This is a genomic window from Amycolatopsis sp. NPDC114478 (assembly GCF_055633805.1).
In genome coordinates this window covers 133,776-160,161 of sequence record NZ_JBVKDO010000021.1, presented here as the reverse complement: position 1 = coordinate 160,161, position 26,386 = coordinate 133,776, and the positions used below count along the sequence as shown (strand labels likewise).

Genomic DNA, 26,386 nt, shown 5'->3' with positions numbered 1-26,386 from the left:
TCCGAGAGCGTTCATGCCCGCATATCCGACATTCGACGTGGACTTGCTCAAGCCGCTGAGCGCTCAGGCGTCGACGGCCAGCCGGTACCCCCGCTTGACCACCGTCTGCACGACCTTCCCGCCCCCCAGGGAAGTCCGCAGCCGGCCGATCGCCGTCTCCACCGCGTGCTCCTCGCCACCCCCAGGCAACGCTGAAATCAACTCGCGCCGCGAAACCACCCGCCCCGGGGACGCCGCCAGTGCGCGCAGCAGTGCCATCGGTGCGGGGGCCACCTCGCGCCACTCTCCGTCGACCACCGCGGCCTGGCCGCGCAGCTCGATCGACAGCCCACCCGCGCAAAACCGGGGCGAACGCGCCAGCAGCGTCTCCGACACCGTGCGGGCCAGCGCTCCGATCCGCGCGCGGTGCGGCTGGACCGTCGGTACGCCCAGCGCCGCCAGCGGGCCCGCCGTGATCGGGCCGACGCACGCCGCGACACACGGGCCCGACAGCGCCGAGATCAGCCCCGGCAGGCGGCCCGTGCGGCGGGCCAGCGCCACCAGCGAAGCCACCGCCGGGGCGCTCGTGAACGGCAACGCGTGGATCGTCCCGTCCAGCACCCCGTCCAGCAGCCGGTCCACCGGACCCGGGTCCACCGGACCGACCCAGCGGTACACCGACACCTCGACGACCTCCGCCCCGGCCGCGCGCAGGGCGTCCACGAAGTACGGCAGCGGCTCGCCGTGCAGCTGCACCGCGATCCGCTTGCCCGCCACGTCCGAAGAAAGCAGGTGCTGCAACAACTCCGCGTTGCTCTCCGACGCCGGCGAGTACGCCTCCGAAAGCCCCGCCGCGCGGATCGCCCCGGTCACCTTCGGCCCGCGCGCGAGCAGCGAAGCCGACGACAGGCGCTCCACCAGCGCGTCGCCCAGCCCCCAGCCCTCGGCCGCCTCGAGCCAGCCGCGGAAGCCGATGCCGGTCGTCGCCACCACCGCGTCCACTTGCGACTCCAGCAGCCTCGACGTCGCCTTGTGCAGCTCGGTGTCGTCCGTCAGCGGCACGATCCGGATCGCCGGCCCGTAGCGGACGCTCGCCCCCTTGCGCACCAGCAGCGCGCCGAGCTCGTCCGCCCGGCGCGCCGCGGTGATGCCGACCACGAACCCGGTCAGCGGCAGGATCACGGGCTCTCCACTTCGACGACGCCCTCTCGCACGCGCACCTCGAACACCGGCACCGAAACGCCCTCGGCGTCCAGGCACTGTCCGCTCTCGAGCGCGAACCGTTCCTTGTAGACCGGCGACGCGACGACCGGGACACCGCCCGCGTCGCCGACGATGCCGCGTGAGAGCACCGCGGCGCCGCTGCACGGGTCCCAGTTGGACAGTGCGTACCACCGGTCGCCGGGCAGGTGGAAGATCGCCACCTGCACGCCGTCGAGCAGCGCGGCGACCCCCGCGCACTCGGGCACCGCACCGGCGGAGCAGACCGCCGTCCAGGTTCGAACCGACGTCGTCATCGCCGCACCTCCGGGACACCGAGCATGAGGGGGACCTTCTGCTCCCGCTCCGAGCGGAACGAGATCGCCGGGTCGGGCGTGCCCGGCGCGTTGACGAAGGAGGTGAACCGGGCCAGCTTCTCCGGGTCCTCCAGAACGCCCTTCCACTCGTCGGCGTAGTTGTCGACGTGCTTGGCCATCGCCGCGTCGAGGTCCTCGCAGATGCCGAGCGAGTCGTCGACGATCACCGCGCGCAGGTGGTCGAGGCCGCCTTCCAGCTCCTCGATCCACGGCGCCGTCCGCTGCAACCGGTCGGCCGTGCGCACGTAGAACATCAGGAACCGGTCGATCGTGCGGATCAGCGTCTCGGTGTCCACATCGGACACCAGCAGTTCGGCGTGACGCGGGGTCGTCCCGCCGTTGCCGCCGACGTAGAGGTTCCAGCCGTTCTCCGTCGCGATGATGCCGAAGTCCTTGCTCCGCGCCTCCGCGCACTCCCGCGCGCAGCCGGAGACCGCCGACTTGAGCTTGTGCGGCGACCGCAGGCCGCGGTAGCGCAGCTCCAGCTCGATCGCCAGCCCGACGCTGTCCTGGACGCCGTAGCGGCACCACGTCGACCCGACGCACGACTTGACCGTCCGCAGCGCTTTGCCGTACGCGTGCCCGGACTCGAACCCGGCGTCCACCAGCCGGCGCCAGATCAGCGGCAGCTGGTCCACCGTGGCGCCGAACAGGTCGATGCGCTGGCCGCCGGTGATCTTGGTGTACAGCCCGAAGTCGCGCGCCACCTCGCCGATGACGATCAGCTTGTCCGGCGTGATCTCGCCGCCCGGGATCCGCGGCACGACGGAGTACGTGCCGTTGCGCTGCAGGTTCGCCAGGTAGCGGTCGTTGGTGTCCTGCAACGTCATCTGCTCGCCGCCGAGGACGTGTCCGTTGCCCAGGGTGGCCAGGATGGACGCCACCGCCGGCTTGCAGATCGCGCAGCCGCTGCCCGAGCCGTACCGGCCGATCAGCTCGCTGAACGTCGTGATCCGGGTGGCCTGGACGATCTCGAACAGCTCCGCGCGCGACTGCGGGAAGTGCTCGCACACGGCCTTCGACTGCTCGACGCCGGCCGCGCTCAGCAGCTTGCCGAGCAGCGGGACGCACGAGCCGCACGCGGTGCCGGCGCGGGTGCACGCCTTGAGCTTGGGGACGGAGTCACAGCCGTCCTCGTGGATCGCGCGGGTGATCGTGCCCTTGGAAACCGAGTTGCACGAACAGATCTGCGCCGCATCGGGCAGCGCGTCGACGCCGACCGCGGCGCCACCGCCCGCCGGGGCGAGGATCGCGCCCGGCTCGGCCGGCAGCGGACGGCCGACGAGCGCACGCAGCGTGTTGTACTCGGTCGCGTCGCCGACGAGCACCCCGCCGAGCAGCGTCTTGCCGTCGTCGGTGACGACGAGCTTCTTGTACGTCCCGGCGACCGCGTCGTTGACGGCGACCTCGAGCGCGCCTTCCGACCGCGCGTGCGCGTCCCCGAAGGACGCCACGTCGACGCCCATCAGCTTCAGCTTCGTGGACGTGTCCGGCTCCGGGAACTCACCGGACCCGCCGGTCAGCTGCGCCGCGACGATCTCGGCCATCGCGTACCCGGGTGCCACGATGCCGTACACGCGGCCGTCGACCGCCGCGCACTCGCCGATCGCGTACACCGCCGGATCGCTGGTACGGCAGGAAGAGTCCGTGAGGACACCGCCACGCGGGCCGACGTCCAAACCGGACTGACGAGCGAGGTCGTCACGCGGCCGGACCCCGGCGGAGAACACGACGAGGTCGACGTCCAGCTCGGTGCCGTTGCCCAGCTTGGCCAGCAGCCGCGAGCCGTCGGCTTCGATGGCGTCCGTCGACGTTCCCGTGTGGACGGTCACGTCCAGGGAAGTGATGAGCCGCCGCAGCAGCGACCCGCCGCCCTCGTCGACCTGCAGCGGCATCAGCCGCGGCGCCATCTCGACGACGTGCGGGGAGAGTCCCATGTCCCGCAACGCCTTCGCGGCCTCCAGGCCGAGCAGTCCACCGCCGATGACGACGGCCGAACGCCGGCCGCGGCCCGGCTTCTCGACGGCCGCCGCGCGGATCGCGTCAAGGTCTTCGATGGTCCGGTAGACGAAGCAGCCGGGCAGGTCGTGGCCCGGCACCGGCGGCACGAACGGCCGCGAGCCGGTGGCCAGCACCAGCGCGTCGTAGGAGACGACGGCGCCGGACGCCGTGGTGACCGTCTTCGCGTTCCGGTCGACCGAAACCGCCAGTTCGCCCAGCCGGAGATCCACAAGGGAATCGCCCGCGTAGTCCGAACCGGGCAGGGCCAGCGAAGCCGGGTCCCAGGTGTCCACGTAGGACGTGAGCGCCACCCGGTCGTACGCCGGACGCGGCTCCTCGGACAGGACGACGATGTGCCAGTTCCCGGAAGGGTCTTCCGCGCGCACCGCCTCCACGAGCCGGTGGGCGACCATGCCGTGTCCGGCGACGACCAGGTTGGGCATCTCAGACCTCCGCTCCCGCGAGCGCCAGACCGCGCTCGGTGGTGGGCTGTTCGGCGGGCTTGCGCAGGTAGACCGCCCAGGTGACGGCGAAGCAGAGCCCGTAGAAGACGAGGAACCCGATGAAGGCGGGGACCCCGCTCTTGGTGTCGGCGAACGACTGCCGGAACGCGAGGTTGATGAACAGGCCGCCTTCGGCGCCGATCGCCCCGGCCAGGCCGATCAGCGCGCCGGACAGCCGCCGCGCCTTGAGCAGCTCGGCCGCTTCCTCGGCGCCGTTCGAGATCGCCACCTTCGCCTTGGCGCGGAAGATCGCCGGGATCATCTTGTACGTCGAGCCGTTGCCGACGCCGGTGAGCACGAACAGCACGATGAAGGCGATCGTGAAGAGCGCGAGGGACTTCGACGTCGACGCGAGGATCAGCACCACCGTGGCCAGGGCCATCCCGACGAAGGTGAAGAAGGTGATCTTGCCGCCGCCGATCCGGTCGGCCAGCCAGCCACCCGCCGGCCGCGAGAGCGAGCCGAGCAGCGGGCCGAGGAACGTCACCGCGGCCGCCTGCAGCGGGGTGCGGCCGAACTGGTTCTGCAGCACCAGGCCGAAGGCGAAGCTGTAACCGATGAACGAGCCGAACGTGCCGACGTAGAGGAACGACATCACCCACGTGTGCGGGTCCTTGACGACCTCGCGCATCGCCTTGGTGTCACCCTTCACGGTGGCGAGGTTGTCCATGTAGACGTACGCGCACACCGCGGCGACGACGATCAGCGGGATGTAGACGTAGAGCACGATCCGCGGCGCGGTCGCGCCCGCCGTGCCGATCACCAGCAGCCCGACCAGCTGGATGGCCGCGACGCCGAGGTTGCCGCCGCCGGCGTTGAGGCCGAGCGCCCAGCCCTTGTGCTTCTCGGGGTAGAAGGTGTTGATGTTCGTCATCGACGACGCGAAGTTGCCGCCGCCGACGCCGCCGAGCGCGGCGACCAGCAGGAACGTGCCGAGCGACGTGCCGGGGTGCAGCACGACCGCGGCCAGGACCGTCGGGATCAGCAGCAGGACGGCCGACACGACCGTCCAGTTGCGACCGCCGAACTTCGCCACGGCGAAGGTGTAGGGCAGCCGCATCAGGCCGCCGATCAGCGTCGGCGTCGAGACGAGCAGGAACTTGTCGGCGGCGGAGAAGCCGTAGTCCTTGCCCATGAACAGGACGATGACCGACCACAGTGTCCAGACGGAGAAGCCGATGTGCTCGGCCAGCACGGAGAACCAGAGGTTCCGGCGCGCGATCTTCTTGCCGGTCGCCTCCCAGAACTCCTCGTTCTCCGGCTCCCAGTGCTCGATCCAGTGCTTTCCTTGGTGTGCCACGGTGTTCTCCTCAGTGCGGGTCGGGTCGGTCATTGAGCCGCGAGCCAGGTGGCGATGCCGCCGACGGCGTCGGCGCACCCGCCGCAGCCCGTCGTGGCTCGCGTGGCCCGCGCCAGTGCGGGGGTGTCGGTGGCCCCGGCCTTCCAGGCCTCGACCAGCCGGCCCTTGGTGACGTTGTTGCAGCGGCAGATCACCGCCGCCGCGGGCAGGTCGGCCGGGCTGGCCGCCGGGGCGCTGCCGCCGGGCAGCGCGCGGCCCAGCAGGACCGCGAGGCGGTCGTCGGGCAGCTGCGTGCCGCGGTCGTGGAACTGGGTGATCGACGCGGCAGCGTCGGGCAGGCCGAGCAGGATCGCCCCGGTGACGCGGTTTTCGCGGACGACGAGCTTGCCGTACCGGCCACCGGTGGGGTCGTTGAAGGTGAGCACCTCGACGTCCGGGGTACCGGGGTCGAGCTGCGTCTCGCCGAGTGCGGCGAGGTCGATGCCGCGGGCCTTCAGCCGGGTGACGGCTGTGGTGCCGCGGTAGCGGGCGGCCGCGTTGGTGCCGGTCAGGACATCGGCGAGGACCGCGGCCTGCTCCCACGCGGGCTGGATCAGCCCGGCCGGCGCGCCCGGGTGGCGGGCGCAGTCGCCGAGGGCGTGGATCCGGCCGTCGCTGGTGCGGAGGACGTCGTCGACGAGGATCCCCATGTCGACGTCGAGCCCGGCGTCGACGGCCAGGGCCGTCTCGGCGCGGACGCCGGCGGCGACCACGACGAGGTCGGCCGGGACGAGGGTGCCGTCGTCGAGCTTCAGGCCGTCACCGGGCAGGTAGCGGGCGGCGGTGGCGCCGAACTTGAACGTCACGCCCATGTCGGTGAGCTGCCGGGCCAGCACGTGCCCGGCGGCCGCGTCGAGCTGGCGTTCCATGACGTGCCCGAGCGGGTGCACGACGGTCACCTGGTTGCCGCGCCCGGCCAGCCCGCGGGCGGCTTCGAGGCCGAGCAGGCCGCCGCCGAGGACGGCGACGGGGGCTCCGAAGCGGGCGGCGTCGAGGATCTTGGCGCAGTCGTCGAGGCTGCGGAACGCGACCACGCCCGGCCCGGCCTCGAGGCCTTCGACCGGCGGGATCCACGGGTTGGCGCCGGTCGCGAGGACCAGGGCGTCGTAGTCCACGCATGCGCCGTCGCCGAGTTCGACGCAGCGCTTCTCGCGGTCGATGCGGGTGACGTCGACCCCGAGCCGCAGGTCGATGTTGTGGCGCGCGGCCCATTCGTCGTCGTGCAGGCGGACGCTCTCGGCGCTCATCCCCCCGGCGACGACGGCCGAGAGGAGGACGCGGTTGTAGGCGGCGTGCTTTTCGGCGCCGACGACGGTCAGGCGGACGCGTTCGGCGATCGGGTCGCGGCGGCGGATCTCGTCGGCCAGCCGGGCGCCGGCCATGCCGTAGCCGACGATGACGACTTCACGAGGGCTCACGCGGCACCATCCACAGTAGACAGGGAAACGGCACACACCTTGAACTCCGGCATCCGGCTCACGGGGTCGAGCGCCGGGTTGGTGAACAGGTTGGCCCGCTGCTCACCCGGGAAGTGGAACGGCAGGAAGACGAGGTCTGGCCGGAGCGACTGGACAAACCGGACGCGCGCGAGCGTTTCGCCGCGCCGAGAACGGATCCTCGCCTGTTCACCTTCTTCGAGACCGGCGCGCTTGGCAGTGTCCGGGTGCACCTCGACGAAGGCTTCCGGCACGACGTCATTGAGTTCACCGATCAGCCGCGTCTGCGCGCCGGACTGGTAGTGCTGCAGCACGCGGCCGGTCGTGGCCTGCAACGGGAACTCGTCGTCCGGCAGCTCGGCCGGGCCGGTGTGCTCCACCGGCACGAACCGCGCACGGCCGTCCGGATGCGCGAACGACTCGAGGAACATGCGCGGAGTACCGGGGTGGTCGTCCTCGGGCACCGGCCATTGCAGGGCCTCACCCGCGCGCAGCCGGTCGTAGCTGACGCCGGAGTAGTCGGCGATCCCGCCCTTGGACGCGATCCGCAGCTCCTCGAACACCGTCTCGGCGTCGGCCGGGAACCGGTCCTCCGGCTGTCCCAGCCGGTGTGCGAGTCCGTTGAGGACGTCCAGATCGGACCGGACACCCGGCGGCGCGTCGATCGCCTTGCGCCGCAGCAGGACCCGGCCTTCGAGGTTGGTGAGCGTGCCGTCTTCCTCGGCCCACTGGGTGACCGGGAGGACGACGTCGGCCAGCGCCGCGGTCTCCGACAGCACGAAGTCGGCGACGACCAGGAAGTCCAGTTCGGACAGTCGATCTTGGACGCGCTGCGACCGCGGTGCCGAGACGACGACGTTGCTGCCGAACACCATCAGCGCCTTCGGACCGTCTTCCTGGCCGAGCGCTTCGAGCAGCTCGCTGGCCGAGCGGCCAGGGCCGGGCAGGCTGTCCGGGTCGACGCCCCAGACGCCGGCGACGTACTCGCGGGCGGCGGGGTCGTCGAGCTTGCGGTAGCCGGGCAGCTGGTCGGCCTTCTGGCCGTGCTCGCGGCCACCCTGGCCGTTGCCCTGGCCGGTGAGGCAGCCGTAGCCGGAGCCCTCGCGGCCGGGCAGGCCCAGCGAGAGGGCGAGGTTGATCCAGCCGCCGACGGTCGCGGTGCCGGTGGCGTGCTGCTCGGTGCCGCGCGCGGTCAGGATGTAGCCGTTGCGGGCGTTGGCGAGCTTCGCGGCGGCGAGGCGCATGTCGGCGGCCGAGACCCCGGTGACGCGCTCGGCGCGTTCCGGCCACCAGCTCGCGACGATCCGCCAGGCGTCCTCGAGCCCGTTCGTCCGGGCGTCCACATAGGACCGGTCGAGGTGACCGCCTTCGACGACGGCGTGCAGGATGCCCAGTGCCAGCGCGAGATCCGTGCCGGGCGCGGGGGCGAGGTGCAGGCTCGCCAGCTCGGCGGTGGGGGTGCGCCGCGGGTCGACGACGATCAGGTCGGCCCCGCGCAGGTGCTGGATGAACGGCGGCATGGTCTCGGCCGGGTTCGCCCCGGCGAGCAGCACGACGTCGGCGTTCTTCAGGTCGGTGACGGGGAACGGCATCCCGCGGTCGGCGCCGAAGGCCTTGGTCCCGGCCGCGGCGGCCGAGGACATGCAGAAGCGGCCGTTGTAGTCGATCTGCGAGGTGCCGAGCGCGACGCGGGCGAACTTGCCGAGCAGGTAGGCCTTTTCGTTGGTTAGGCCCCCGCCGCCGAAGATCGCGACTCCGTCGGGGCCGTGCTTCTCTTGCGTTTCCCGCAGCTTGCGGGCGACGAAGTCGAGGGCGAAGTCCCAGCTGACGGGCTCGAGGGCGCCGTCGACGCGGATCATCGGGGTGGTCAGGCGCCTCGGGCTCGTGAGGAGACTGCCGGAGGTCCAGCCCTTCTGGCACAGGCCGCCGGCGTTGACGGGGAAGTCCCGCGGCGTGACGCGGGAGCCGTCGAGGGTCATGCCGCACTGCAGAGCGCAGTACGGGCAGTGGGTGTCGACCTGCGGCACGGGCACCTCCTCGGCGGTTCGGGGATTGCCCTGACGCTAAGGAGGCCGTGTTACTCGAAATCGACCGAATGTTTCAGGCAGTTGACATTGCTGCGGAACTCACGCGGCCACAGCGGTGAGGTGGGTGACGCGGGTTACAGAACCCCGCTGACTTCCCGGGCCGCGACTCGCAGCCCGTCCAGCGACGCCTGCGTCGACCGCGGGTTGAGCGCGTTCGACGCCAACCGGAACAGCACCGCCCGCAGCAGCAGCTGCGGCCACTCCGGCAGGTGCGACCACCGCTCGAGCAGCTCCCGCGAAGCTCCGCCCCATGCCAGCGCGTCCACCGCCACGATCGCCGCGCCGTACTCGCCCGGCCGGTAGTACGGGACGAAGTCCACGACCCCCGGGGCCGCGTCGCCGTCGAACAGCAACCCCGCCAGGAGCTCTCCGTGGGCCACCTGCAGCGGCAGCTTGATCGGGCGGCGGGCACCGGCGAGGACCTCGAACCAGCGGCCGCCCTTCGTCTCCTCCAGCGGGACCTCGAGCTCCTCCCACGCCACCCGGTCCGCGATCGCGTCGATGTCGCGACGGCCCGCGATGAAGTCCGGCCGGGGCAGGCCGAGGGTCGCGCGGTGCAGCTTCACCGCCGCCAGCACCGACGCGTCACCCTGGTGCTCGGGCGCGCCCGTCACGAACCGGGACGCCGTCCAGCCGCCGACGATCCAGCGGCCGTCGCTGGAGCGGACCGGCTTCGCGACCCGCAGGCCCGGCTCGTGGATGTAGTCGAGCGCGCGGGCCGTCCACAGCGTCTTGGCCTTGTCGGTGACCGGCTTGAACACGAGGTCGCCGCAGCGCCACGCCGTCGAGCCCGGCATCGGCTCGCTACCGTCGGCGAGGCCGCCGAAGGCCGCGCAGACGTGCGCCGGAGGACGTTCGAGGGTTGTCCGCACAACTGCCGACGGTACCCGGCCATGCGGTCCACGAACGAGAAGACGCGCTGGTCACGGAGTGTTTTACCACTCGGACGAAACGCCGTGAAGGCCGCCTCCGAAGCCGGAGGCGGCCTTCACGGGGAACCACTGTCAGTAGGTCGGCAGGCTCGGGTCGATCTGCTTGGCCCAGGCCAGCACGCCGCCGCCGAGGTGCGTCGCGTCCTTGAAGCCGGCCGCGTGCAGGGCCGCGAGGGCCTCCGCCGAGCGCGCGCCGGACTTGCAGTGCAGGACGATCGGCTTGTCCTGCGGCAGCTCCGCCAGCGCCTCGCCCGAGAGGATGCGGTCCTTCGGGATCAGCGTCGCGCCCTTGATGTTGACGATCTCGTACTCGTGCGGCTCGCGGACGTCGATCAGGGCGAAGTTCTCGCCGCTGTCGAACTTGGCCTTGAGCTCGGCGGGCGTGATGGTGCTGCCCGACGCGGCCGAGGCGGCCTCATCGGAAACCACGCCGCAGAACGCCTCGTAGTCGATCAGCTCGGTGATCTTCGGGGTCTCGGGGTCCTTGCGGATCTTGACCTCGCGGTACTTCATCTCCAGCGCGTCGTAGCTGATCAGGCGGCCGAGCAGCGGCTCGCCGATGCCGGTGATGAGCTTGATCGCCTCGGTCACCATGATCGAGCCGATGGACGCGCAGAGCACGCCCAGCACGCCACCCTCGGCGCAGGAGGGGACCATGCCCGGGGGCGGCGGCTCCGGGTAGAGGTCGCGGTAGTTGAGGCCCTTGCCGTTCGGCGCGTCTTCCCAGAAGACGCTGACCTGGCCCTCGAACCGGAAGATCGAGCCCCAGACGTAGGGCTTGCCCAGCAGCACCGCGGCGTCGTTGACCAGGTAGCGCGTCGCGAAGTTGTCGGTGCCGTCGACGATCAGGTCGTACTGCTCGAAGATCTCGAGCGCGTTCGACGAGTCCAGCCGGTCGGTGTGCAGGTGCACCTTGACCAGCGGGTTGATCTCGGCGATCGATTCCTGCGCGGACGCGGCCTTGAGCTTGCCGACGTCGGACTGGCCGTGGATGACCTGGCGCTGCAGGTTCGACTCGTCCACGACGTCGAAGTCGACGATGCCGAGCGTGCCGACCCCGGCCGCGGCCAGGTACAGCAGCGCGGGGCTGCCGAGGCCGCCGGCGCCGATGACCAGGACCTTCGCGTTCTTCAGCCGCTTCTGCCCGGTCACCCCGACGTCGGGGATGATCAGGTGACGGCTGTACCGGGCCACCTCTTCCTTGGTGAGCTCGGCAGCCGGCTCGACGAGCGGCGGCAGTGCTGACATCGGGTCCTCCATCTCGCGCGGATCGCGTCCATCCCACTATGCACAACGCGCGCGGGCAAATATGCCTTCCCGCGTCCGGATGGTGGGATGCGCTACTGCTTGGGCGTCGGGTTCGGCCAGGCGTTGGGGACGCAGACGCGGCCGTCCTTGGCCACCTTGCCCTTGTCGCCGCCGGGGATGTCGTTGAGCATCGACACGTAGTCGTCGGAGACACCGAACGACTGCTGCATCATCACCGGCGCGGGCTGGCCGTTGCCGCCGCAGCCGACGTGCTGGTTGCCGAGGGCGTGCCCGACCTCGTGGTTGATGGCGTACTGCCGGTACCCGGTCATGTCGGCGCCGAACGCCTTCGCGCCGCGCACCCAGCGGGCCAGGTTGATCAGCACGCGCCCGAGGCTCTTGCGGTAGCAGGACGCCTCGAAGGTGATCTGGAACCCGCAGGCGTCGGCGCGGTGCGTGGTCTCGGGCGTGGTGAGGCTCACCTTGAACGACGGGTTCGGGAAGCTGCCGTCGACGCGCTGCAGCGCGATCTTGCCGTCCCACGTCCAGCTCTTGGGATCGGACAGCGTGCCCTGGACCGCGGCGGCGAACGCGTCGTCGCCCGCGTAGCTCGCCGGGTCGATCCCGTCCTCGACCTCGACGGTGTAGGTGTAGAGCTTGCCGGTGCCGAGCTTCGGGCCGGTGCCCGGCACGACGTGCCACTGGCCCGTGCCCGCCTGCGTGAACGGGCTGCCGTTGGGCAGCTCGGCGGTCGGGACGTCGAGCTTGACCGGGGTTGCCGGGTTCTCCGGGATCGCCTGCTCGCCGTTGCCGTCGATGGCGCCGCCCGCCGCGTCGCCGCCCGCCGACTCGACACCGGGCGTGGCGCCCTGTTCGGCGATCGGCTGGGCCGGGCTGTTCGCCGTGTTGACCACGACGAGCACGGTCAGCACGACGAGGATCGGCAGCGCGTAGACGCGCCAGCCGTAGGTCTTGGTGAGGTTCGCGATCCCCGTCTTCTGCGGCGGCGTGGCCTTCTCGCGCGAGGCCTCGACGCGTGGCTTCCACGACGCGCTCAGCGGCTCGGCGCTCGTCCGGCGCCCACCGGGGCGGTAGCGGTCCTCGCCGACGCGCTGGGCGACCTGCTTGGCCGGGCGGTACTGCCCGGTCCGCGGGGCTTCCTCGCGCTCCGGGCTGCCGGTCGCGCGGCGGGTCGACGCGCGGTGGGGAGCCCGCCGATCGTCGCCTCGCGCGTCCTGCTTCACCCGATCCACCGCACCAGGGTGCCACAGCGCCACCGAACCGTTATCGGCGACTGGCGGTCCGCCCGGGGAATTGTTGTCACCCGATCGGACTACCAAGTACCGGCTTCGACGTGCTCCCACATGCCGAGGACGGCCTTCGCCACGACGACCGGGCGCTCCATCTGGGCCACGTGCCCGGTCCGCGGGAGGACGAGCAGCCGGGCCGTCGGGATCACGCGGGCCGTGCGCAGGGCGCGCCGCACGGAGATCACCCGGTCCTCGCGTCCCCAGACCACCAGCGTCGGCGCCTGGACGCGCGGGGCGGCCGACCACAGCGACGCCTTCCCGAGCGTCGACCACGCCCGGAAGATCGCGAACGTGCTGCGGGCCATCGCCGGGGCGGCCCAGGTGAGCCGGGCGCGGGCGCCGTGCTCCTCGGCCAGCTCGTCGAGCCGTTCCTCCGGGAACCGCGACGGGTCGGCGAAGCACAGCTTGATCACCTGCGCGGCGCGTTCGCGCGGCCCGAGGGCGGCCAGCTGGGCCCGCACCCGCGCGCCGACCAGCGGCAGGTACGCGAGCGCCATCCGCGGATCGGACAGCCGCCGCGGGTCGGGGCGGCGGTCCGGCATGGCGGGCGAGATGAGCGTCAGCGTCTTGACCAGCTCCGGCCGGCGCTCGGCGATGAGCAGCGCGATGGCGCCGCCCATCGAGTTGCCGAGCAGGTGGACCGGCGCGCCGACGTCTTCGATGTGCCGCGCGACGACTTCGGCGTGCGCCTGGAGACTGAAGTCGAAGCCCTTTTCGGGCTCGGAGTAGCCGAAGCCGGGCAGGTCGGGCGCGGTGCCGCCGGCGACCGGCGCGAGCAGCGCGGCCAGGTCGGTCCAGTTCGTCGACGAGCCGCCGAGGCCGTGCACGTAGACCGCGGGCACGCCGTCCGGGCCCGGCGTGCGGCGGACGTGGAGGCGGGCGGTCCCGACGTCTTCGAAAGCCGCGGGCCACGGCGGTTTCAACGGCTCGAGGGACGGCAATTCCCTGGTCGAAAGGGGCACGTGCGTCAGCGGCGCCCGCGTGGTCGCGGCGGTGTTCACGGATTCAGGATGCCCGACCCGTGGCAAGGCATACATACCGGCGAGTAATCTTCAGGTCGACTTCACGCGGTGGCGACCCCGCCCGTCGAAGAAGCGATGACGGGAGGACGGGCATGACGGAGATGACGCGGCTGCAGCAACGTGGGGTGCGCCTGCCCCGGACGGAACGGCGGGCCCAGCTCCTCGCCGCGGCGCAGCGGGTCTTCGCCGAGAACGGCTACCACGCCGCCGCGATGGACGAGATCGCCGAAGTGGCCGGTGTCAGCAAGCCGGTGCTCTACCAGCACTTCCCCGGCAAGCTCGACCTGTACATCGCGCTGCTGGAGAGCCACGTCGACGAGCTGGTGAAGCGCGTGCAGACGGCGCTGGACTCGACGACGGAGAACCGCCAGCGCGTCCCGGCGACGGTCGGCGCGTTCTTCGACTTCGTCAGCGAGGACGCGGGCGCGTTCCGCATGGTGTTCGAGTCCGACCTGCGCGGCGAGCCGGCGGTCCAGGAAGCGGTTGACCGAGCGACGTCGGCGAGCGTGGACGCGATCACCGAGACGATCACGGCGGACGCGGGTCTCGACGAGGACAAGGCACGGCTGCTGGCGGTGGGGCTGGTCGGCATGAGCCAGGTCAGCGCCCGGTTCTGGCTGCAGCACCACCAGTCGATGAGCCAGGAGGAAGCGGTGGCGCTGACGGCCAACCTGGCCTGGCGCGGCATCGGCGGTGGCTTCCCGCTCAAGGACGCCTGACCGGTCAGCGGGCCGCTGTCCGGACCAGCGCGGAGATGCGGCGGGCCACTTCGTACGGGCGTTCCTGCGGGAGCATGTGACCCGCGCCCGGGAACCGGACGAACTCCGCGTGCGGCAGCTCGTCCGCGATCACCTTCGCGTGGGCCAGCGGGCACAGCCGGTCCTTCTCCCCCGCCAGCACCACCGACGGGACGTCGCACAGCGCGCCGAGCCCGCCGACGCCGCGGTGGGACGCGATCGCGTCCAGGAACATCCCCGCGCTCGCCGGGTGCGCCGCCAGCAGCTGCTCGACGACGCTGTCCACCTGCTCGCGCCCGGGGCGGAGCCCGAACACCAGCCGCCGCGCGCCCGAGCGGACCATCCCCGGCCGCAGCCGCAGCGTGTCCGACTTCAGCCCGGCCAGCAGTTTCGCCACCCGCGGCTCGAAGCGCGTCACGCCCCGGCCGACCAGGCTCGGGAAGCCGAGCGTCAGCTTGTCCATGTCCCCGGACGACGTCGCCACGAACGCCGCCCCCGCCAACCGGTCCCGGACCAGCGCCGGGTGCCGTTCGGCCAGCACCATCAGCGTCATGCCGCCCATCGAGTGCCCGGCCAGCACCACCGGCCCCGCCGGCACCCGCGAAGCGATCAGCTCGGCGAGATCGTCGGCCAGGCGGGCGATCGTGGCGCCGCCTGGACGGGCGTGCGCCGAGCCGCCGTGCCCGCGCAGGTCGTAGCGCAGTACGCGCACGCCGGGGTCGAGGTGCGGCAGCACGAAGTCCCACGTCCGGTGGTCCTGCGTCCAGCCGTGCACCAGGACCAGCGTCACGGCCGAGTCGGCCGGCCCGGACTGCGAGACGTGCAGCGCGGCGCCGTCGCTCGCGACGAACCGGTGCTCGATCGACGGGTCGCGCAGCCGCGACGCGGTCGTCATCGGCCCGCCGGGAGCAGGAACGACTTGCGCCAGAAGTACTTCCCGGGCAGCCCGACCAGGCCGGACTCCTCGAGGAACGGCATGATCTTCTCCCCGGCCCACGCGATCGTCCCCTGCCAGTGCGGGTTGTTCAGGGCGGCTTCGACGCCGTCGCGCGGCCGGATGCCGACCGCCTTGTAGACGTTCGGGTTGATGAACGCCCGCGTCACGAAGTACGAGATGAGCGCGATGATGAACTGCTGGTAGGCGATCTCGGCCTTCGACAGCTTCGCCATCCCGCGCGTGACCTCTTCGCGGGCGAAGGTGACGTGCCGGGCCTCTTCGAGGACGTGGATCCGGTTGACCATCCGCACCAGCGGCTGGACGCCTTCGTCGTTCATCTGCTCGCGCTGCAGCCGGTCGAGGACCTCCTCGGCGACCAGGATCGCGCCGTAGCGCGCCGGGCCGTAGGAGATCGACGGCATCAGCTTCGCCAGCTTGCGCAGCCACGGCACCGGGCCGTACGCCGGGCAGCCGATCCGCGACGCCATCCGCGCGAACATCGTCGAGTGCCGGCATTCGTCGGCGATCTCGGTGAGCGCGAACTGGGCGTGCGCGGACGTCGGGTCCTCTTCGTAGACCTCCTTGAGCAGCATCTGCATCAGGAGGATCTCAAACCACAGCCCGGTCGTCGCGACGCTCGCGACCTCGTGCTTGCCCAGCTCGATGCGCTGCTCGGGGGTCAGCTTGTCCCAGAGTTCGGTGCCGTACAGCGAGGAGCGCTCGTCCAGGATGAAGCGCTTGCCCTCGACCAGCGGCGCCGTCCAGTCGATGTCGACGTCGGGGTCGTAGAACTTGTTCGCCGACGACTTCAGCAGGCGGTCCGCGGTCTTTTCGCGATCCGGTTCCTTCAGCGTCCGCGTCATTGCCGACACCCCTTCCGCAATGTGTAACTTGAGGTAACAGTTACCTGTGCGTAGCATGAGCCCCGTGATCGAACGTGTCAAGCGCTCCGGAAAGCAGCCCAGGTCCTCGTCGCGTGACGAGGGGGCGACCGGCGACGCCCGCCGCGACCGCTGGCGCAAGCACCGGATCGCGCGGCGCAAGGAGTTCGTCGAGGCCGCGCTGCGGGCGCTCGACGCGCACGGCCCGGACCTCGGCATGGAGGACGTCGCCGCGGAGGCCGGCGTCACGAAACCGGTGCTGTACCGGCACTTCGACGACAAGGCCGACCTGTATGTGGCCCTCGGCCAGCGCGGCACGGAGATCCTCTTCGAACGGCTGATCCCGGCGATCAACGCGGAACTGGCGCCGGTGCCCCGGATCCGGATGGCGCTCGACGCGTTCTTCACGGTGATCGAGGAGCATCCGAACCTGTACCGGCTGCTGGCGCACGGGCGGCCGGAGAAGCCGGTGTCCTCGGACGTCGTGGCCGAGGACAAGGAACTGATCGCGACGGCGCTGACGGCGCTGCTCGGCGACTACATGCGGATGTTCAACATGGACTCCGGCGCGGCCGAGCCGTGGGCGCACGGCATCGTCGGCATGGTCCAGAACACCGGCGAGTGGTGGCTGGACCGCCGTTCGATGGGCCGCGACGCGGTGGTCGAGTACCTGACGCAGATCATCTGGGCGGCGATCGACGGGCTGACCCGCCAGAACGGCGTGGTCATCGACCCGAACCTGCCCCTGGAAGCCAACAAGGTGGTCCAGCTGGGCCGCTCGGAGCCGGATTCGGCGAAGGAGACGTCATGAGCGAGCACGACGAAGACGGCTACAGCGGCGAGGCCACCCTGGTGGTCGACGGCGTTTCGCTGCCGGTGACGGTCGAGCTGCGCGGCTACTTCCAGCCGATCGACGGGTTCTACCGCTGGTACGGCCGGGTGGCGGTGAACGAGGAGCTGACGCGTCTGACCGGCGGCAAGAAGAAGCCGGTCACGATCCAGGCCGGCTCGCATTCGGCCACCGGGGAACTTTCCGACCCGGACCCGTGGGGCCGGTACCGGATCATGGGCACGAGCACGCCGCCGTTCCACGTGCCGACGACGCTGGAAGAACTCAACGCCTGAAAGTCCGTGAAGGCCGCCCCGGGACGTCCCGGGGCGGCCTTCACGGCTTTTGGCTGTGGGTCAGTCGCCGACGCCGAACCCGACCTTGCGGACGTCGGACGGGGCGATCTCGACGTACGCGATGCGGTCGGACGGGACGATGTACTTGCGCCCCTTCTCGTCGTTGATGCGGAAGAGCCCGTCACCGGCCGTCAGGGCCTCGGCGACCAGCTTCTCCACCTCTTCGGGAGACTGGCCACTGGACACCACCAGCTCGCGCGGCGTGTCCTTGATGCCGATCTTGACCTCCACGTGGGACCTCCGCTGGAAATTCGTAAGGGATGTGCCGGCCAAGGCTAACCGAACCGGCTCGTTCCGGTGGCGCATGTCCGCGCCTGACCGCGTCGTCACTTCCGGGTACTCCATCGCCGATCAGCCCAGGCCGAGCGCCTGCATGCGCTTCGTGTGCCCCTGCTGCAACCGCCGGAACAGCGCCGCAATTCCGGAGAGGTCACCCGAACCGCCGATGATCAGCTCGGCCAGCCCGTCGCGCTCGGCGACGACGTACTGGGCCTGGGTGAGCGCCTCGCCGAGCAGGCGGCGCCCCCACAGTGCGAGCTTGTCACGGGTCTTGGGGTCGGCTTCGATGCCGGCGGCGACTTCGCGTTCGGCGAACGCGGAGTGGCCGGTGTCGGCGAGCACGGTGAGCACGAGGTCCTTGGTCTCGGGGTCGAGCCAGCTGGCGATCTCGCGGTAGAGGTCGGCGGCCAGCCCGTCGCCGACGTAGGCCTTGACCAGCGACTCGAGCCACGACTTCGGCGGCGTCGACGCGTGCCAGGCGTCGACCTGGGCCACGAACGGCGTCATCGCGTCTTCGATCTTGACGTCGTGCGCGGCCAGGTGGTCGGCCAGCAGGCCGTAGTGACCGATCTCCGCGGCCGCCATCCGCGCCAGCGCCGCCCGCCCGGCCAGGGTCGGGGCGCTGCGCGCGTCTTCGGCCATCCGGTCGAACGCGGACAGTTCGAGGTAGGCGATCACACCCAGAAGGTCGACTACGCCCTCTGAGATCTCTTTCGGCTCGGTCACGGGGGCAGGGTATCGCCGAAGCACCCGGGCGTGCCGCGACGAGACCGATCCCACTGGTTCCGGCGCGCCGGGTAGTGTCGAAAAACTGCTGACCAGGTACACTGCGAATGGTATAGAAGCTTCCGTACGCCATACCGGCGTCGGGAACAGGCAGGTCACGCGGCTTGCCGACGTACTGCAATGTGCGTGCACGCCTCTTCCGGCATTCCCGGGACGGACCGGTTCCGCGCTCCAGTTCAGCGCCAGGGACCAGGGTTTACTCCCGGTCGAGTGTCGAGCGGACCCACGGCTGTGCGCGCTGGTCACGAGAGAGGCGATCACCCTGACCGCAGAAATTCCCACAACCGAACAGACCCCCGCCGTCGCGCTGGAACACAGCGAGACCGGCCCGGCCGCGCTCGACACCTCGCACCCGCTGCAGGCGGGCGTCGAGGTCGAGCCCGAGGCCCCGACCTTCGCGTCCTTCGGCGTCAAGCCGGAGATCGTCAAGGCCCTCGTCGAGGCCGGCATCGAACGGACCTTCGCGATCCAGGCGCTCACGCTGCCGCTCGCGATGGCCGGCGACGACCTCATCGGCCAGGCCCGCACCGGCATGGGCAAGACGCTGGGCTTCGGCGTCCCGCTGCTGCACCGCGTGCAGGTCCCCGGCGACGGCACCCCGCAGGTGCTCGTCGTGGTCCCGACCCGCGAGCTGTGCATCCAGGTCGCCAACGACCTCAAGGGCGCCGGCAAGCACCTCGGCATCCGCACCCTGGCCATCTACGGCGGCCGCCCGTACGAGCCGCAGATCGAAGCCCTGCGCAAGGGCATCGACGTCGTGATCGGCACCCCGGGCCGCCTGCTCGACCTGGCCGAGCAGCAGCACCTCGTGCTGGGCAAGGTCCGCGGCCTCGTGCTGGACGAGGCCGACGAGATGCTCGACCTGGGCTTCCTCCCCGACATCGAGCGCATCCTGCGGATGGTGCCGGACGAGCGGCAGACCATGCTGTTCTCGGCGACCATGCCCGGCCCGATCATCACGCTGGCCCGCACGTTCCTGCGCCAGCCGACGCACATCCGCGCCGAAGAGAACGACGCGAGCGCGATCCACGAGCGCACCACCCAGTTCGTCTACCGGGCGCACTCGATGGACAAGCCCGAGGTCATCGCCCGCGTCCTGCAGGCGAAGGACCGCGGCCTGACGATGATCTTCAGCCGCACCAAGCGCACCGCGCAGAAGGTGGCCGACGACCTGGTCGAGCGCGGCTTCGCGGCCGCCGCCGTGCACGGTGACCTGGGCCAGGGCGCCCGCGAGCAGGCGCTGCGCGCGTTCCGCTCCGGCAAGGTCGACGTGCTGGTCGCGACCGACGTCGCCGCCCGCGGCATCGACATCGACGACGTCACGCACGTCATCAACTACCAGTGCCCGGACGACGAGAAGACCTACGTCCACCGCATCGGCCGCACCGGCCGCGCGGGCCGGACCGGCGTCGCCGTCACCCTCGTCGACTGGGACGAAGAGCCGCGCTGGAAGCTGATTTCGGACACCCTGGGCCTCGACAAGCCGGAACCGGTCGAGACGTACTCGTCGTCCCCGCACCTGTACGCCGACCTGGGCATCCCCGAGGGCACGACCGGCCGGCTGCCGCTGGGCAAGCGCACCCGCGCCGGCCTGGGCGCCGAGGTGGAAGAGGACCTGGGCGGCAAGCGCCGCGGCCCGCGTGGCCGGGGCAAGACCGAGGACACGGCGTCGGAAGACGCGCCGCGCAAGCGCAACCGCACCCCGCGCAAGCGGACCCGCGGTGGTTCGCACGCGGCCGAGGCGATCGAGGCCGCGGACAACGCCGCCGCCGCGCCTTCTTCGGAGGACGCGCCCGCTTCGGAGGGACGTACCCGAGCGCGTCGCCGCACCCGCGGCACCGCGCCGGAGACGACCGGTCCCGCGGTCGAGAAGGAAGCCGGCGAGAACGCCGAGCGGCCCGCTCGGCGGCGCCGCCGTCGCCGTCCCGCCGCGACGTCTGATACACCTGCGTCGGCAGACTGAGGCCTACGCACGGGGGTCGGGTAAGTGAGGGAAGACGAGAAGGCGCCCGAAAGCGCGCCTGAAGAAGTCACGCCCGCGGAGGAACCGGCCCCCGAGTACGGCTCCGAGGACGTCCTGGAAGACGTCGCTCCGACCCCTCCTCCCGCCCCGCGGGTCAAGGCGCGGCGATCGCCGTGGAACCGCGGGCGGGACCGGGTGCTCGCCGCGCTGATCGCGGTCGCCGTGGTCGCCGTCGCGCTGGTCATCGGCGTGTCGAGCGACAGCGCGGCCACCGACCGGACCGAGGCGACGCCGCCCCCGCCGTTGCCGGCGGCGCCGGACAAGGTCCCCGGCTCGCTGACCGAGATCTGGAGCGCCCGCAGCGGCGCGACGCCGGTCCCGGTGGTGGCGGGCGACACCGTGGCGACGGCGGACGGCGGCGAGGTCGCCGCGCGCGACCCGCTGACCGGCCAGATCCGCTGGCACTACACGCGTGACCTGCCGCTGTGCACGGTGAACGAGACGTGGGGGCGGCTGAACGCCGTCTTCGCGAAGTCCGAGGGGTGCAGCGAAGTCACGCAGCTGGACCCGGGCACGGGCCGGATCACGGCGCAGCGCAACGGCAACGCGGAGCTGGGCACGCAGCTGGTCGGCGACGGCTCGCACGTGACGGCGACGGGCAAGAAGCTCCTCACGACGTGGCGCGACGACCTGGTGCAGAGCGCCGAGTACGGCCAGGTCCCGGCGCTGGTCAACGCGGGCAAGCAGCCGCGCACGGGCTGCACGTACGGCACGGTCGCGGCGGCGTCGGGCAAGGTGGGCGTGATCGAGCGCTGCCCGGGCGACCCGGCCGACCGCCTGACGGTCTACAAGGCGGCGCCGGAGAAGGACGACGAGCCCCAGGTGGCGTTCAGTTCGGTCCTGGCGGGCAAGCGCGCGCGGGTGATCGCGATGTCGGGCGACCTGACGGCGGTGGTGTTGCCGGACCAGAAGCTCATGGTGGTCTACAACGGCGACGGCTCTCAGCGCGCGGCGTACCCCCTGGACGTGCCGGCTTCAGACCTGGCGCAGGACCCGCCGGCGGGTGTCGAGGCCACGACCCAGACCACGCAGAACATGTATTGGTTCAGCGGGTCGAAGGTGGTGGCGCTGTCGCGTGACGACTTGTCGCCGCGGTGGACGTTGAGCAGCGCTTCGGGGCCGGGGATCCTGTTCGCTTCGCAGCTGGTGGTGCCCATCAAGGGTGGGCTGGCGGTGCTGAACGAGAACGACGGGTCGACGATCCGGACGGTCGGGGTGGACCGCCGCGGTTACGCGGGTGTGGTGCGCTTGGCCGCGGCGGGGCCGGTGCTGCTGGAAGAGCGCGGCGGAACCCTCACGGCGCTCAAGTAAGCCAGAACAGGGTCAGGGCCGAGACGACGAAGAGGACAACGGCCAGCCCCGCCCCGGCGGCGGTAACGCCATTGCGCCGATCGGCGACCCGCTGGGCCACCAGGGCAAGCGCGGCGGCAAGGGGGTGCCCGATCAGGAGAACGGCCCCGGGACCGGGAGCACCGGTGTAGAGATCGATGCCGGCAACGACGAGGACACCGACGGCGAGAACGGTGAGACCGGCGGCGAGTGAGCCGGTGAACCCCCGCCACCAGCGGCCGGACTCCTTGGCGGGCCGAGAGGGCTCTTCGGCGGCATCGGCATCGGCATCGGCGGTCAGCGGCTCGGCCAGCTGCGCCTCGGAAGCACCTCGCCCAGCAGTAGCCGACTGCGCTCGCCCCAGCGCTTCGGCGCCGGTAGCCAGTGGCTCGGTCTGCTGAGGCGCAGCCGCTTCGAGCCCGGCAGCCTCAGAATTCCCCTGCCCCCGCGCCCCGGCGGCGGCGGACTCACCCCCGGCGGTCAGTGGCTCGGTCTGCTGCCCCCCAGCCGCGCCTTGCCCCCGGCCCGGCGTGCCGGCCGGCCCGGTCTGCAGCTCGTCGGTGTCCGGTGAAGCCAACCTCTTCCTCTCCCCTGTCAAGGCGCGAGCAGCTCCCACGGCTGCGCCTGCGGGGCGGCCTCCTGCCCCACCGCGCAGCTCGGCCTGAAGTCGCACCAGGCGCAACGGCGGTCCGGGCGGGCCGGGAACAGCACGTCCGCGTCGCCGCCCGCGTCCAGGGTATCCGTGGCCAGCCTCAGGTCCGCGGCGGTCTCACCCGCGCGTTGCAGGTGCCGCTGCAGGCTCTCCGGCGTGTGCTCGGCCGCCGCGATCGTGCCCGTCGGGAGGTGGTGCAGCTCCACCGTCGTGCACGGCATCCGCAGCGTCCGCGCCGCCGCCACCGCGTACAGCGCCAATGCCTGGGACGCCCGGGCTTCGTACTCGTCCGGCGGCCGCTTGCCCGTTTTGTAGTCGACGATCACCAAAGACCCGTCCCGCGCGTCGATGCGGTCCGCGCGGCCCTCGATGATCATCGACGGCTTCTCCCCCGGCGACGGGCTCACCGGCGCCGACACCCACCGCTCGAGCCCCACCGGGTCGTGCGTGACGTCGTTGTCCTCGACGTACTCCGCCACCCACCCCTTCGCGCGCGCCCGGTAGCGGGCTGCCTGCTCCTCGGTCTCGAAGCCCGCGTCCTTCCAGAACTCCGCCACCAGCGCCACCGCCCGCTGCGGCACCCGCTTGAACACCGGCAGGTCGAACAGCGCGCGCAACGCGTTGTGCACCACCGCGCCCAGCGTGCTGTGCGCCCACGGCCCGGTGCGCTGCGGGGTAGGCCGTTCGAGGTACGCGAGCCGGTACCGGCGCGGGCAGTCGTCGAAGGTGGCCAGCCGCGCCGGCGACACCTTCGTGAGCCGCACCGGTTGCGCGACGCCGAAGTCGAACCCCATCTGCTCCTTCACGGGTGCCACGCTACGCACTACCACCGACAGTTTTTCCGGGGGTTCGGGTGGCGGAGCCCCCGACCTGGGGCGAAGCCCCAGATGTCACAGCCAGTTTCCGCGCGGCACCCGGAAGGCAACTACCGCACGACCAACACGGTGTGCGTACCACCGGAAACGGTCAACGGCCCCGCCGCGCGCAACGGCCGCCCGTCCAGCAGGACCAGCCGACCACCCGGGACCACCAGCGAACCCGAAGTCCCCCGCGGTGCCGAAACTGTCAGAGAGAACACCGAACCCTGCTGAGACCACGAAGCCGACAACGCACCCTTCGGCGTCGGCACCGCTCCGCGCGCCCAGGCGACCGAACCCGGGTGCGGCGCAACGGTCCACGTCGCGAAGCCCGGCGAAGCCGGCGAGACGCCCAGAAGCTCGTTGGTCAACGCCGGCACCACCCCCGTCGACCAGCCGTGCGCGGCCGACGTGTACCCCTGCTCGTAGTGCGATCCGCCCTCGCCGATGCCTTCCCACGCCGTGATCCCGGGATCGTGCGAAGCCATCCAGCCGTACATCCGCTTGATCTGGTCGATCGCCGAGTCCGGCTGCCCGCTCCGGAACCGCGCCTGCAGCTCGGGGAACGACGTGAACGCGTACACGCGCTTCGTGCCGTCGGAAACCAGAGTGTCGTTGTCCATGAACGGGTTCCCGTACGGCAACGCGCCCGCCGCGAGCCGCGCCAGCGCCGAAGTGGCCTGCGACGGCGACGCGATACCAGCCAGAATGGCCTGACTGTTGCCGTCCTGGCCGTGGCGCACCGCGCCCGTCCCGGAGTCGAGGTACGCCCCCGCCGCGGGGTCCCACAGGTAGGTGTTCACCGCCGACGCCACGCCGGACGCGCGCGCGAGCCACCGGTCGGCGTCCGCGGAATGCCCGGTCGCCCGCGCGAGACCCGCCGCGCTCTGGAGCGCCCGGACGTACAACGCGTTGTAGTACGTCACTTCGCCCGTACGCGGCAGGAACGCGTAGTCGCCGTAGCCGCCAGTGCCGTTAAGGCCCTTCGCGAGCAACCCGCGCGAATCGGTGACCGACGGGTACCACGAGTCGAGCGTCTTCACGAGGTTCGAGTAGTACGAAGCCGCGTACGCGGTGTCGCCCGTGTAGAGCACGTAGTCCCAGCTCGACGTCACCCACCAGAGCGGATAGTCGAACAGCGGCAGCGTGTAGTTGTTGATCGACGCGGGTGGGATCCAGCCGTCCGCCCGCTGGTGGTCGGCGAGGTCGGCGAGGACGTTCTTCGCCGCCGTGCCGTCCTGGTGCGTCAGGTACTCGGTCAGCCCGGAGACGGCGACGTCGCCGACGTACGGGTCCCGGTCGCGCTTCGCGCCGTCGTGCAGCACCAGTTTCCCGGCCAGCGACGGCGAGAACGCGCCGCGTGGGTCCACATCGGACTCGCGGAACGTGTCCATGCCCAGCTCGTTGGTGTACGAGGCCGCGTACCAGTAGCGGTTCAGATCGGCGTCCGACGACTCGAACCAGCCGCGGTAGGTGTCCGGCGTGCCGAGGAACGGCGTGAAGTCGAGCGAGACGCCGTTGATCCGCACCTCGCCGGAGGGCTGGGCGAGCGGCGCGTCTGACGCCAGCGCGTCGAGGCTGATGCGCAGGTAGCGGAAGCCGTGCAGACCGTCCGCGCACACCTGCGTCCCGCTCTGGCACCCCTTCGTGTCCCGCCAGACCGTCGGCGTCGCCGGCACGGCGTACTGGTCGCTGCCCGGGCCGCCGGAGAAGTCCGAGCGCGTGAAGTCGGAGCGTTCGCCCAGGTACTGCTGGGTTTCCGAGAACGACAACCGGACGCCGGGGTGGTTCGCCGACGCGCCCGCGAAGGAGATCTTCGGGTAGCCGGAGACGACCTTGCCGAAGTCCACCACCGCGACCGGCACCGGCGGGTCGGCGACCAGGCCGGGCCAGACCTCGGTGACGCGGCTGAACTCGCCGGACGGCGTGCTCTGGTCCTTCGTGACGGTGATCCGGACCTGCGTGGTCGTCACCGGCCGGTCGAACGCGACCGCGCGCTGCACGGCCGTGTTGCCGCTGACCGAAGCCGCGACGCGCCACGCGCCCGCGTCCAGCACCTCGACGGTGTAGTCCTGCGGCACACCGTCCACACTGGACAGCAGCGTGACGCCGGGCAGCGTGACCGGCGCGGCCGAGGTGATGGTCAGGACGTCGGGGTAGGCGCCGATCGTGTCGTCGTTCCAGAACGTCTCGGTGTTGCCGTCGACGGCGTTGCCGGGGTCGTAGGTCCGCGGCTGGCCGTTCCCGCCGTTGTTCGGCGCGTGGAACGACGACGCGGCCGCGGTGGTCCCCGCGGGCCAGGCCGGCTTCGGCGGCGGCGCCTGCCGCTTGAACGTCGCGACGCCCTTCCCGAGCAGGCCGTCCGGGTTCGTGACGTCACCGGTCGTGGACAGCACCTGCACCGGCCGGACGTCCCGGGTCGACGGCGCGACGACGTACTTCTGCCAGCTCGGCGCGGCGCCGGCGGGCGCGGCCACCACGCCGCTCGCCACCAGGACCGTGACCGGCAGGACTGCTCTGAGCCACTTCATCGAGGCCTCCGCAAGGCGTTTGAATCGTTTCAACCGCTGAGCTGAGGTTCAGGCTGCGCGAGCCGTGCCAACGATGTCAACGAACCCGCCGGTTCCTGTCCGGCAGGACAACCCGAAAGGCGGGGTCAGTTGCCGCCGGCGATGAAGCCGCGCACGGAGTTCGCGACGAGCTCGACGGCGATCGCCGCGAGCAGCAGGCCGGCCACCTTGGCCAGCAGCGTAATGCCGCTTTCCTTGATCAGCCGGATGACGACGCCGGAGTAGCGCATGCAGATGTAGATCACGAAGTGCGTCATGATGATCGCCAGCGCCAGCGCGATGTACGCGCCGACGTGGCCGTCAGCCTGGCGGACGAACACGATGGTCGCGGCGATCGCGCCGGGCCCGGCCAGCAGCGGCGTGCCGAGCGGGACGAGCGCGACGTTGACGTCCTCCGCGGCCGCCTCGGGCTCGTGGCCGCTGCCGGTGAGCAGCTGCAGCGCGATGAGCAGGAGCAGCAGGCCGCCGGCGCCCTGCAGCGCCGGGATGCCGATGCCGAGGTAGGCGAGGATCGCCTGGCCGGCGACCGCGAACAGGCTGATGACCAGCAGCGACACCAGGACGGCCTGCCGCGCGGCGCGCGCCCGCGTCGCCACCGGCTTGCGGCCGACCAGGCTGAGGAACACCGGCACGGTGCCGGGCGGGTCCATGATGACGACGAGGGTGATCGTCGCGCTCATGAAGAGCTTCGCGTCGAAGAAGTCGGCGATGGCCAT

23 protein-coding genes are annotated in these 26,386 nt (G+C 71.4%); 5 read left to right on the top strand and 18 right to left on the bottom strand.

The features are described 5' to 3' along the window. Nucleotides 1-63: 63 nt before the first annotated feature. From ACZ7OH_RS41450 to ACZ7OH_RS41405, 10 genes are all read right to left on the bottom strand, one after another. Entirely contained in the window at nucleotides 64-1,161 is a 1,098-nt protein-coding gene (locus tag ACZ7OH_RS41450) for a uroporphyrinogen-III synthase (protein WP_470285891.1), read from the bottom strand. Further along, entirely contained in the window at nucleotides 1,158-1,496 is a 339-nt protein-coding gene (gene nirD, locus ACZ7OH_RS41445) for a nitrite reductase small subunit NirD (protein ID WP_470285890.1), read from the bottom strand. The genes ACZ7OH_RS41450 and nirD overlap by 4 nt, the downstream gene beginning before the upstream one ends. Beyond that, nucleotides 1,493-4,000 carry a nitrite reductase large subunit NirB gene (gene nirB, locus ACZ7OH_RS41440; protein WP_470285889.1) on the bottom strand — a complete coding sequence of 836 codons (2,508 nt, stop codon included), beginning with the start codon at nucleotides 3,998-4,000 and terminating at the stop codon, nucleotides 1,493-1,495. The genes nirD and nirB overlap by 4 nt, the downstream gene beginning before the upstream one ends. Nucleotide 4,001: 1 nt before the next feature. After that, the gene (locus ACZ7OH_RS41435) at nucleotides 4,002-5,393 is read right to left on the bottom strand and encodes a nitrate/nitrite transporter (protein ID WP_470285888.1); all 1,392 of its coding nucleotides are present in this window, start codon (nucleotides 5,391-5,393) and stop codon (nucleotides 4,002-4,004) included. Continuing rightward, complete coding sequence (locus ACZ7OH_RS41430) at nucleotides 5,390-6,817, bottom strand: FAD-dependent oxidoreductase (RefSeq protein ID WP_470285887.1); 1,428 nt, start codon at nucleotides 6,815-6,817, stop codon at nucleotides 5,390-5,392. Before ACZ7OH_RS41430 ends, ACZ7OH_RS41435 begins: the two co-directional genes overlap by 4 nt. Further along, nucleotides 6,814-8,862, bottom strand: coding sequence for a molybdopterin oxidoreductase family protein (locus ACZ7OH_RS41425; RefSeq protein ID WP_470285886.1), 2,049 nt, complete (start codon nucleotides 8,860-8,862; stop codon nucleotides 6,814-6,816). Before ACZ7OH_RS41425 ends, ACZ7OH_RS41430 begins: the two co-directional genes overlap by 4 nt. 134 nt (nucleotides 8,863-8,996) lie before the next feature. Continuing rightward, nucleotides 8,997-9,794 (bottom strand): TIGR02569 family protein, encoded by a 798-nt coding sequence (locus tag ACZ7OH_RS41420; RefSeq protein ID WP_400900000.1) that lies wholly within the window; start codon nucleotides 9,792-9,794, stop codon nucleotides 8,997-8,999. A gap of 132 nt (nucleotides 9,795-9,926) precedes the next feature. Further along, nucleotides 9,927-11,102, bottom strand: a complete 1,176-nt coding sequence (moeZ, locus tag ACZ7OH_RS41415) for an adenylyltransferase/sulfurtransferase MoeZ (RefSeq protein WP_400900002.1) — start codon at nucleotides 11,100-11,102, stop codon at nucleotides 9,927-9,929. Between the two features lie 92 nt (nucleotides 11,103-11,194). Then, entirely contained in the window at nucleotides 11,195-12,355 is a 1,161-nt protein-coding gene (locus ACZ7OH_RS41410; RefSeq protein WP_470285885.1) for a DUF3152 domain-containing protein, read from the bottom strand. Nucleotides 12,356-12,435: 80 nt separating this feature from the next. Further along, the gene (locus ACZ7OH_RS41405; RefSeq protein WP_470285884.1) at nucleotides 12,436-13,449 is read right to left on the bottom strand and encodes an alpha/beta fold hydrolase; all 1,014 of its coding nucleotides are present in this window, start codon (nucleotides 13,447-13,449) and stop codon (nucleotides 12,436-12,438) included. A gap of 77 nt (nucleotides 13,450-13,526) precedes the next feature. Between ACZ7OH_RS41405 and ACZ7OH_RS41400 the strand changes: the two genes are divergently transcribed. After that, nucleotides 13,527-14,153 carry a TetR/AcrR family transcriptional regulator gene (locus ACZ7OH_RS41400; RefSeq protein WP_086863845.1) on the top strand — a complete coding sequence of 209 codons (627 nt, stop codon included), beginning with the start codon at nucleotides 13,527-13,529 and terminating at the stop codon, nucleotides 14,151-14,153. A gap of 4 nt (nucleotides 14,154-14,157) precedes the next feature. On the opposite strand, the gene ACZ7OH_RS41395 is transcribed toward ACZ7OH_RS41400, so the two are convergent. Then, nucleotides 14,158-15,066 (bottom strand): alpha/beta fold hydrolase, encoded by a 909-nt coding sequence (locus ACZ7OH_RS41395; protein WP_470285883.1) that lies wholly within the window; start codon nucleotides 15,064-15,066, stop codon nucleotides 14,158-14,160. After that, the gene (locus tag ACZ7OH_RS41390; protein ID WP_451987081.1) at nucleotides 15,063-15,971 is read right to left on the bottom strand and encodes an AurF N-oxygenase family protein; all 909 of its coding nucleotides are present in this window, start codon (nucleotides 15,969-15,971) and stop codon (nucleotides 15,063-15,065) included. The genes ACZ7OH_RS41395 and ACZ7OH_RS41390 overlap by 4 nt, the downstream gene beginning before the upstream one ends. A 55-nt stretch (nucleotides 15,972-16,026) precedes the next feature. Here ACZ7OH_RS41390 and ACZ7OH_RS41385 point away from each other — a divergent pair, with 55 nt between their 5' ends. Next, complete coding sequence (locus ACZ7OH_RS41385; protein WP_470285882.1) at nucleotides 16,027-16,800, top strand: TetR/AcrR family transcriptional regulator; 774 nt, start codon at nucleotides 16,027-16,029, stop codon at nucleotides 16,798-16,800. Then, nucleotides 16,797-17,114, top strand: coding sequence for a DUF4873 domain-containing protein (locus ACZ7OH_RS41380; protein WP_470285881.1), 318 nt, complete (start codon nucleotides 16,797-16,799; stop codon nucleotides 17,112-17,114). The genes ACZ7OH_RS41385 and ACZ7OH_RS41380 overlap by 4 nt, the downstream gene beginning before the upstream one ends. Nucleotides 17,115-17,174: 60 nt before the next feature. On the opposite strand, the gene ACZ7OH_RS41375 is transcribed toward ACZ7OH_RS41380, so the two are convergent. Beyond that, on the bottom strand, nucleotides 17,175-17,405 hold the full coding sequence (locus ACZ7OH_RS41375; protein ID WP_013223016.1) for a DUF3107 domain-containing protein: 231 nt from the start codon (nucleotides 17,403-17,405) through the stop codon (nucleotides 17,175-17,177). Nucleotides 17,406-17,525: 120 nt separating this feature from the next. Beyond that, a complete protein-coding gene (locus ACZ7OH_RS41370) occupies nucleotides 17,526-18,179 on the bottom strand; it encodes a ferritin-like fold-containing protein (protein WP_372672222.1) in 654 nt (217 codons plus the stop codon). A gap of 553 nt (nucleotides 18,180-18,732) precedes the next feature. On the opposite strand from ACZ7OH_RS41370, the gene ACZ7OH_RS41365 reads away from it, so the two are divergent. Both ACZ7OH_RS41365 and ACZ7OH_RS41360 read left to right on the top strand, forming a co-directional pair. Beyond that, nucleotides 18,733-20,202 carry a DEAD/DEAH box helicase gene (locus ACZ7OH_RS41365; RefSeq protein WP_470285880.1) on the top strand — a complete coding sequence of 490 codons (1,470 nt, stop codon included), beginning with the start codon at nucleotides 18,733-18,735 and terminating at the stop codon, nucleotides 20,200-20,202. A 24-nt stretch (nucleotides 20,203-20,226) separates the two neighbouring features. Further along, a complete protein-coding gene (locus tag ACZ7OH_RS41360) occupies nucleotides 20,227-21,573 on the top strand; it encodes an Rv3212 family protein (protein WP_470285879.1) in 1,347 nt (448 codons plus the stop codon). On the opposite strand, the gene ACZ7OH_RS41355 is transcribed toward ACZ7OH_RS41360, so the two are convergent. The 4 genes from ACZ7OH_RS41355 to ACZ7OH_RS41340 form a co-directional block, all read right to left on the bottom strand. Continuing rightward, the gene (locus ACZ7OH_RS41355; RefSeq protein ID WP_470285878.1) at nucleotides 21,566-22,168 is read right to left on the bottom strand and encodes a hypothetical protein; all 603 of its coding nucleotides are present in this window, start codon (nucleotides 22,166-22,168) and stop codon (nucleotides 21,566-21,568) included. The two genes, ACZ7OH_RS41360 and ACZ7OH_RS41355, sit on opposite strands and share 8 nt — an antisense overlap. Nucleotides 22,169-22,185: 17 nt before the next feature. Beyond that, the gene (locus tag ACZ7OH_RS41350; protein ID WP_470285931.1) at nucleotides 22,186-23,037 is read right to left on the bottom strand and encodes a RecB family exonuclease; all 852 of its coding nucleotides are present in this window, start codon (nucleotides 23,035-23,037) and stop codon (nucleotides 22,186-22,188) included. Nucleotides 23,038-23,168: 131 nt separating this feature from the next. Beyond that, nucleotides 23,169-25,631, bottom strand: coding sequence for an alpha-L-rhamnosidase-related protein (locus ACZ7OH_RS41345; RefSeq protein WP_470285877.1), 2,463 nt, complete (start codon nucleotides 25,629-25,631; stop codon nucleotides 23,169-23,171). A gap of 125 nt (nucleotides 25,632-25,756) precedes the next feature. Further along, nucleotides 25,757-26,386, bottom strand: a complete 630-nt coding sequence (locus ACZ7OH_RS41340) for a MarC family protein (RefSeq protein WP_470285876.1) — start codon at nucleotides 26,384-26,386, stop codon at nucleotides 25,757-25,759.

Bases quoted from the DNA above. Each gene is read 5' to 3' on its own strand.
- ACZ7OH_RS41340 (WP_470285876.1), bottom strand. From the start codon at position 26,386: ATGGCCATCGCCGACTTCTTCGACGCGAAGCTCTTCATGAGCGCGACG.
- nirB (WP_470285889.1), bottom strand. From the start codon at position 4,000: ATGCCCAACCTGGTCGTCGCCGGACACGGCATGGTCGCCCACCGGCTC.
- ACZ7OH_RS41365 (WP_470285880.1), top strand. From the start codon at position 18,733: ATGGCCGGCGACGACCTCATCGGCCAGGCCCGCACCGGCATGGGCAAG.
- ACZ7OH_RS41385 (WP_470285882.1), top strand. From the start codon at position 16,027: ATGAGCCCCGTGATCGAACGTGTCAAGCGCTCCGGAAAGCAGCCCAGG.
- ACZ7OH_RS41395 (WP_470285883.1), bottom strand. From the start codon at position 15,066: ATGACGACCGCGTCGCGGCTGCGCGACCCGTCGATCGAGCACCGGTTC.
- ACZ7OH_RS41435 (WP_470285888.1), bottom strand. From the start codon at position 5,393: ATGACCGACCCGACCCGCACTGAGGAGAACACCGTGGCACACCAAGGA.
- nirD (WP_470285890.1), bottom strand. From the start codon at position 1,496: ATGACGACGTCGGTTCGAACCTGGACGGCGGTCTGCTCCGCCGGTGCG.
- ACZ7OH_RS41345 (WP_470285877.1), bottom strand. From the start codon at position 25,631: ATGAAGTGGCTCAGAGCAGTCCTGCCGGTCACGGTCCTGGTGGCGAGC.
- ACZ7OH_RS41380 (WP_470285881.1), top strand. From the start codon at position 16,797: ATGAGCGAGCACGACGAAGACGGCTACAGCGGCGAGGCCACCCTGGTG.
- ACZ7OH_RS41405 (WP_470285884.1), bottom strand. From the start codon at position 13,449: ATGTATGCCTTGCCACGGGTCGGGCATCCTGAATCCGTGAACACCGCC.
- ACZ7OH_RS41400 (WP_086863845.1), top strand. From the start codon at position 13,527: ATGACGGAGATGACGCGGCTGCAGCAACGTGGGGTGCGCCTGCCCCGG.
- moeZ (WP_400900002.1), bottom strand. From the start codon at position 11,102: ATGTCAGCACTGCCGCCGCTCGTCGAGCCGGCTGCCGAGCTCACCAAG.
- ACZ7OH_RS41390 (WP_451987081.1), bottom strand. From the start codon at position 15,971: ATGACGCGGACGCTGAAGGAACCGGATCGCGAAAAGACCGCGGACCGC.
- ACZ7OH_RS41350 (WP_470285931.1), bottom strand. From the start codon at position 23,037: ATGGGGTTCGACTTCGGCGTCGCGCAACCGGTGCGGCTCACGAAGGTG.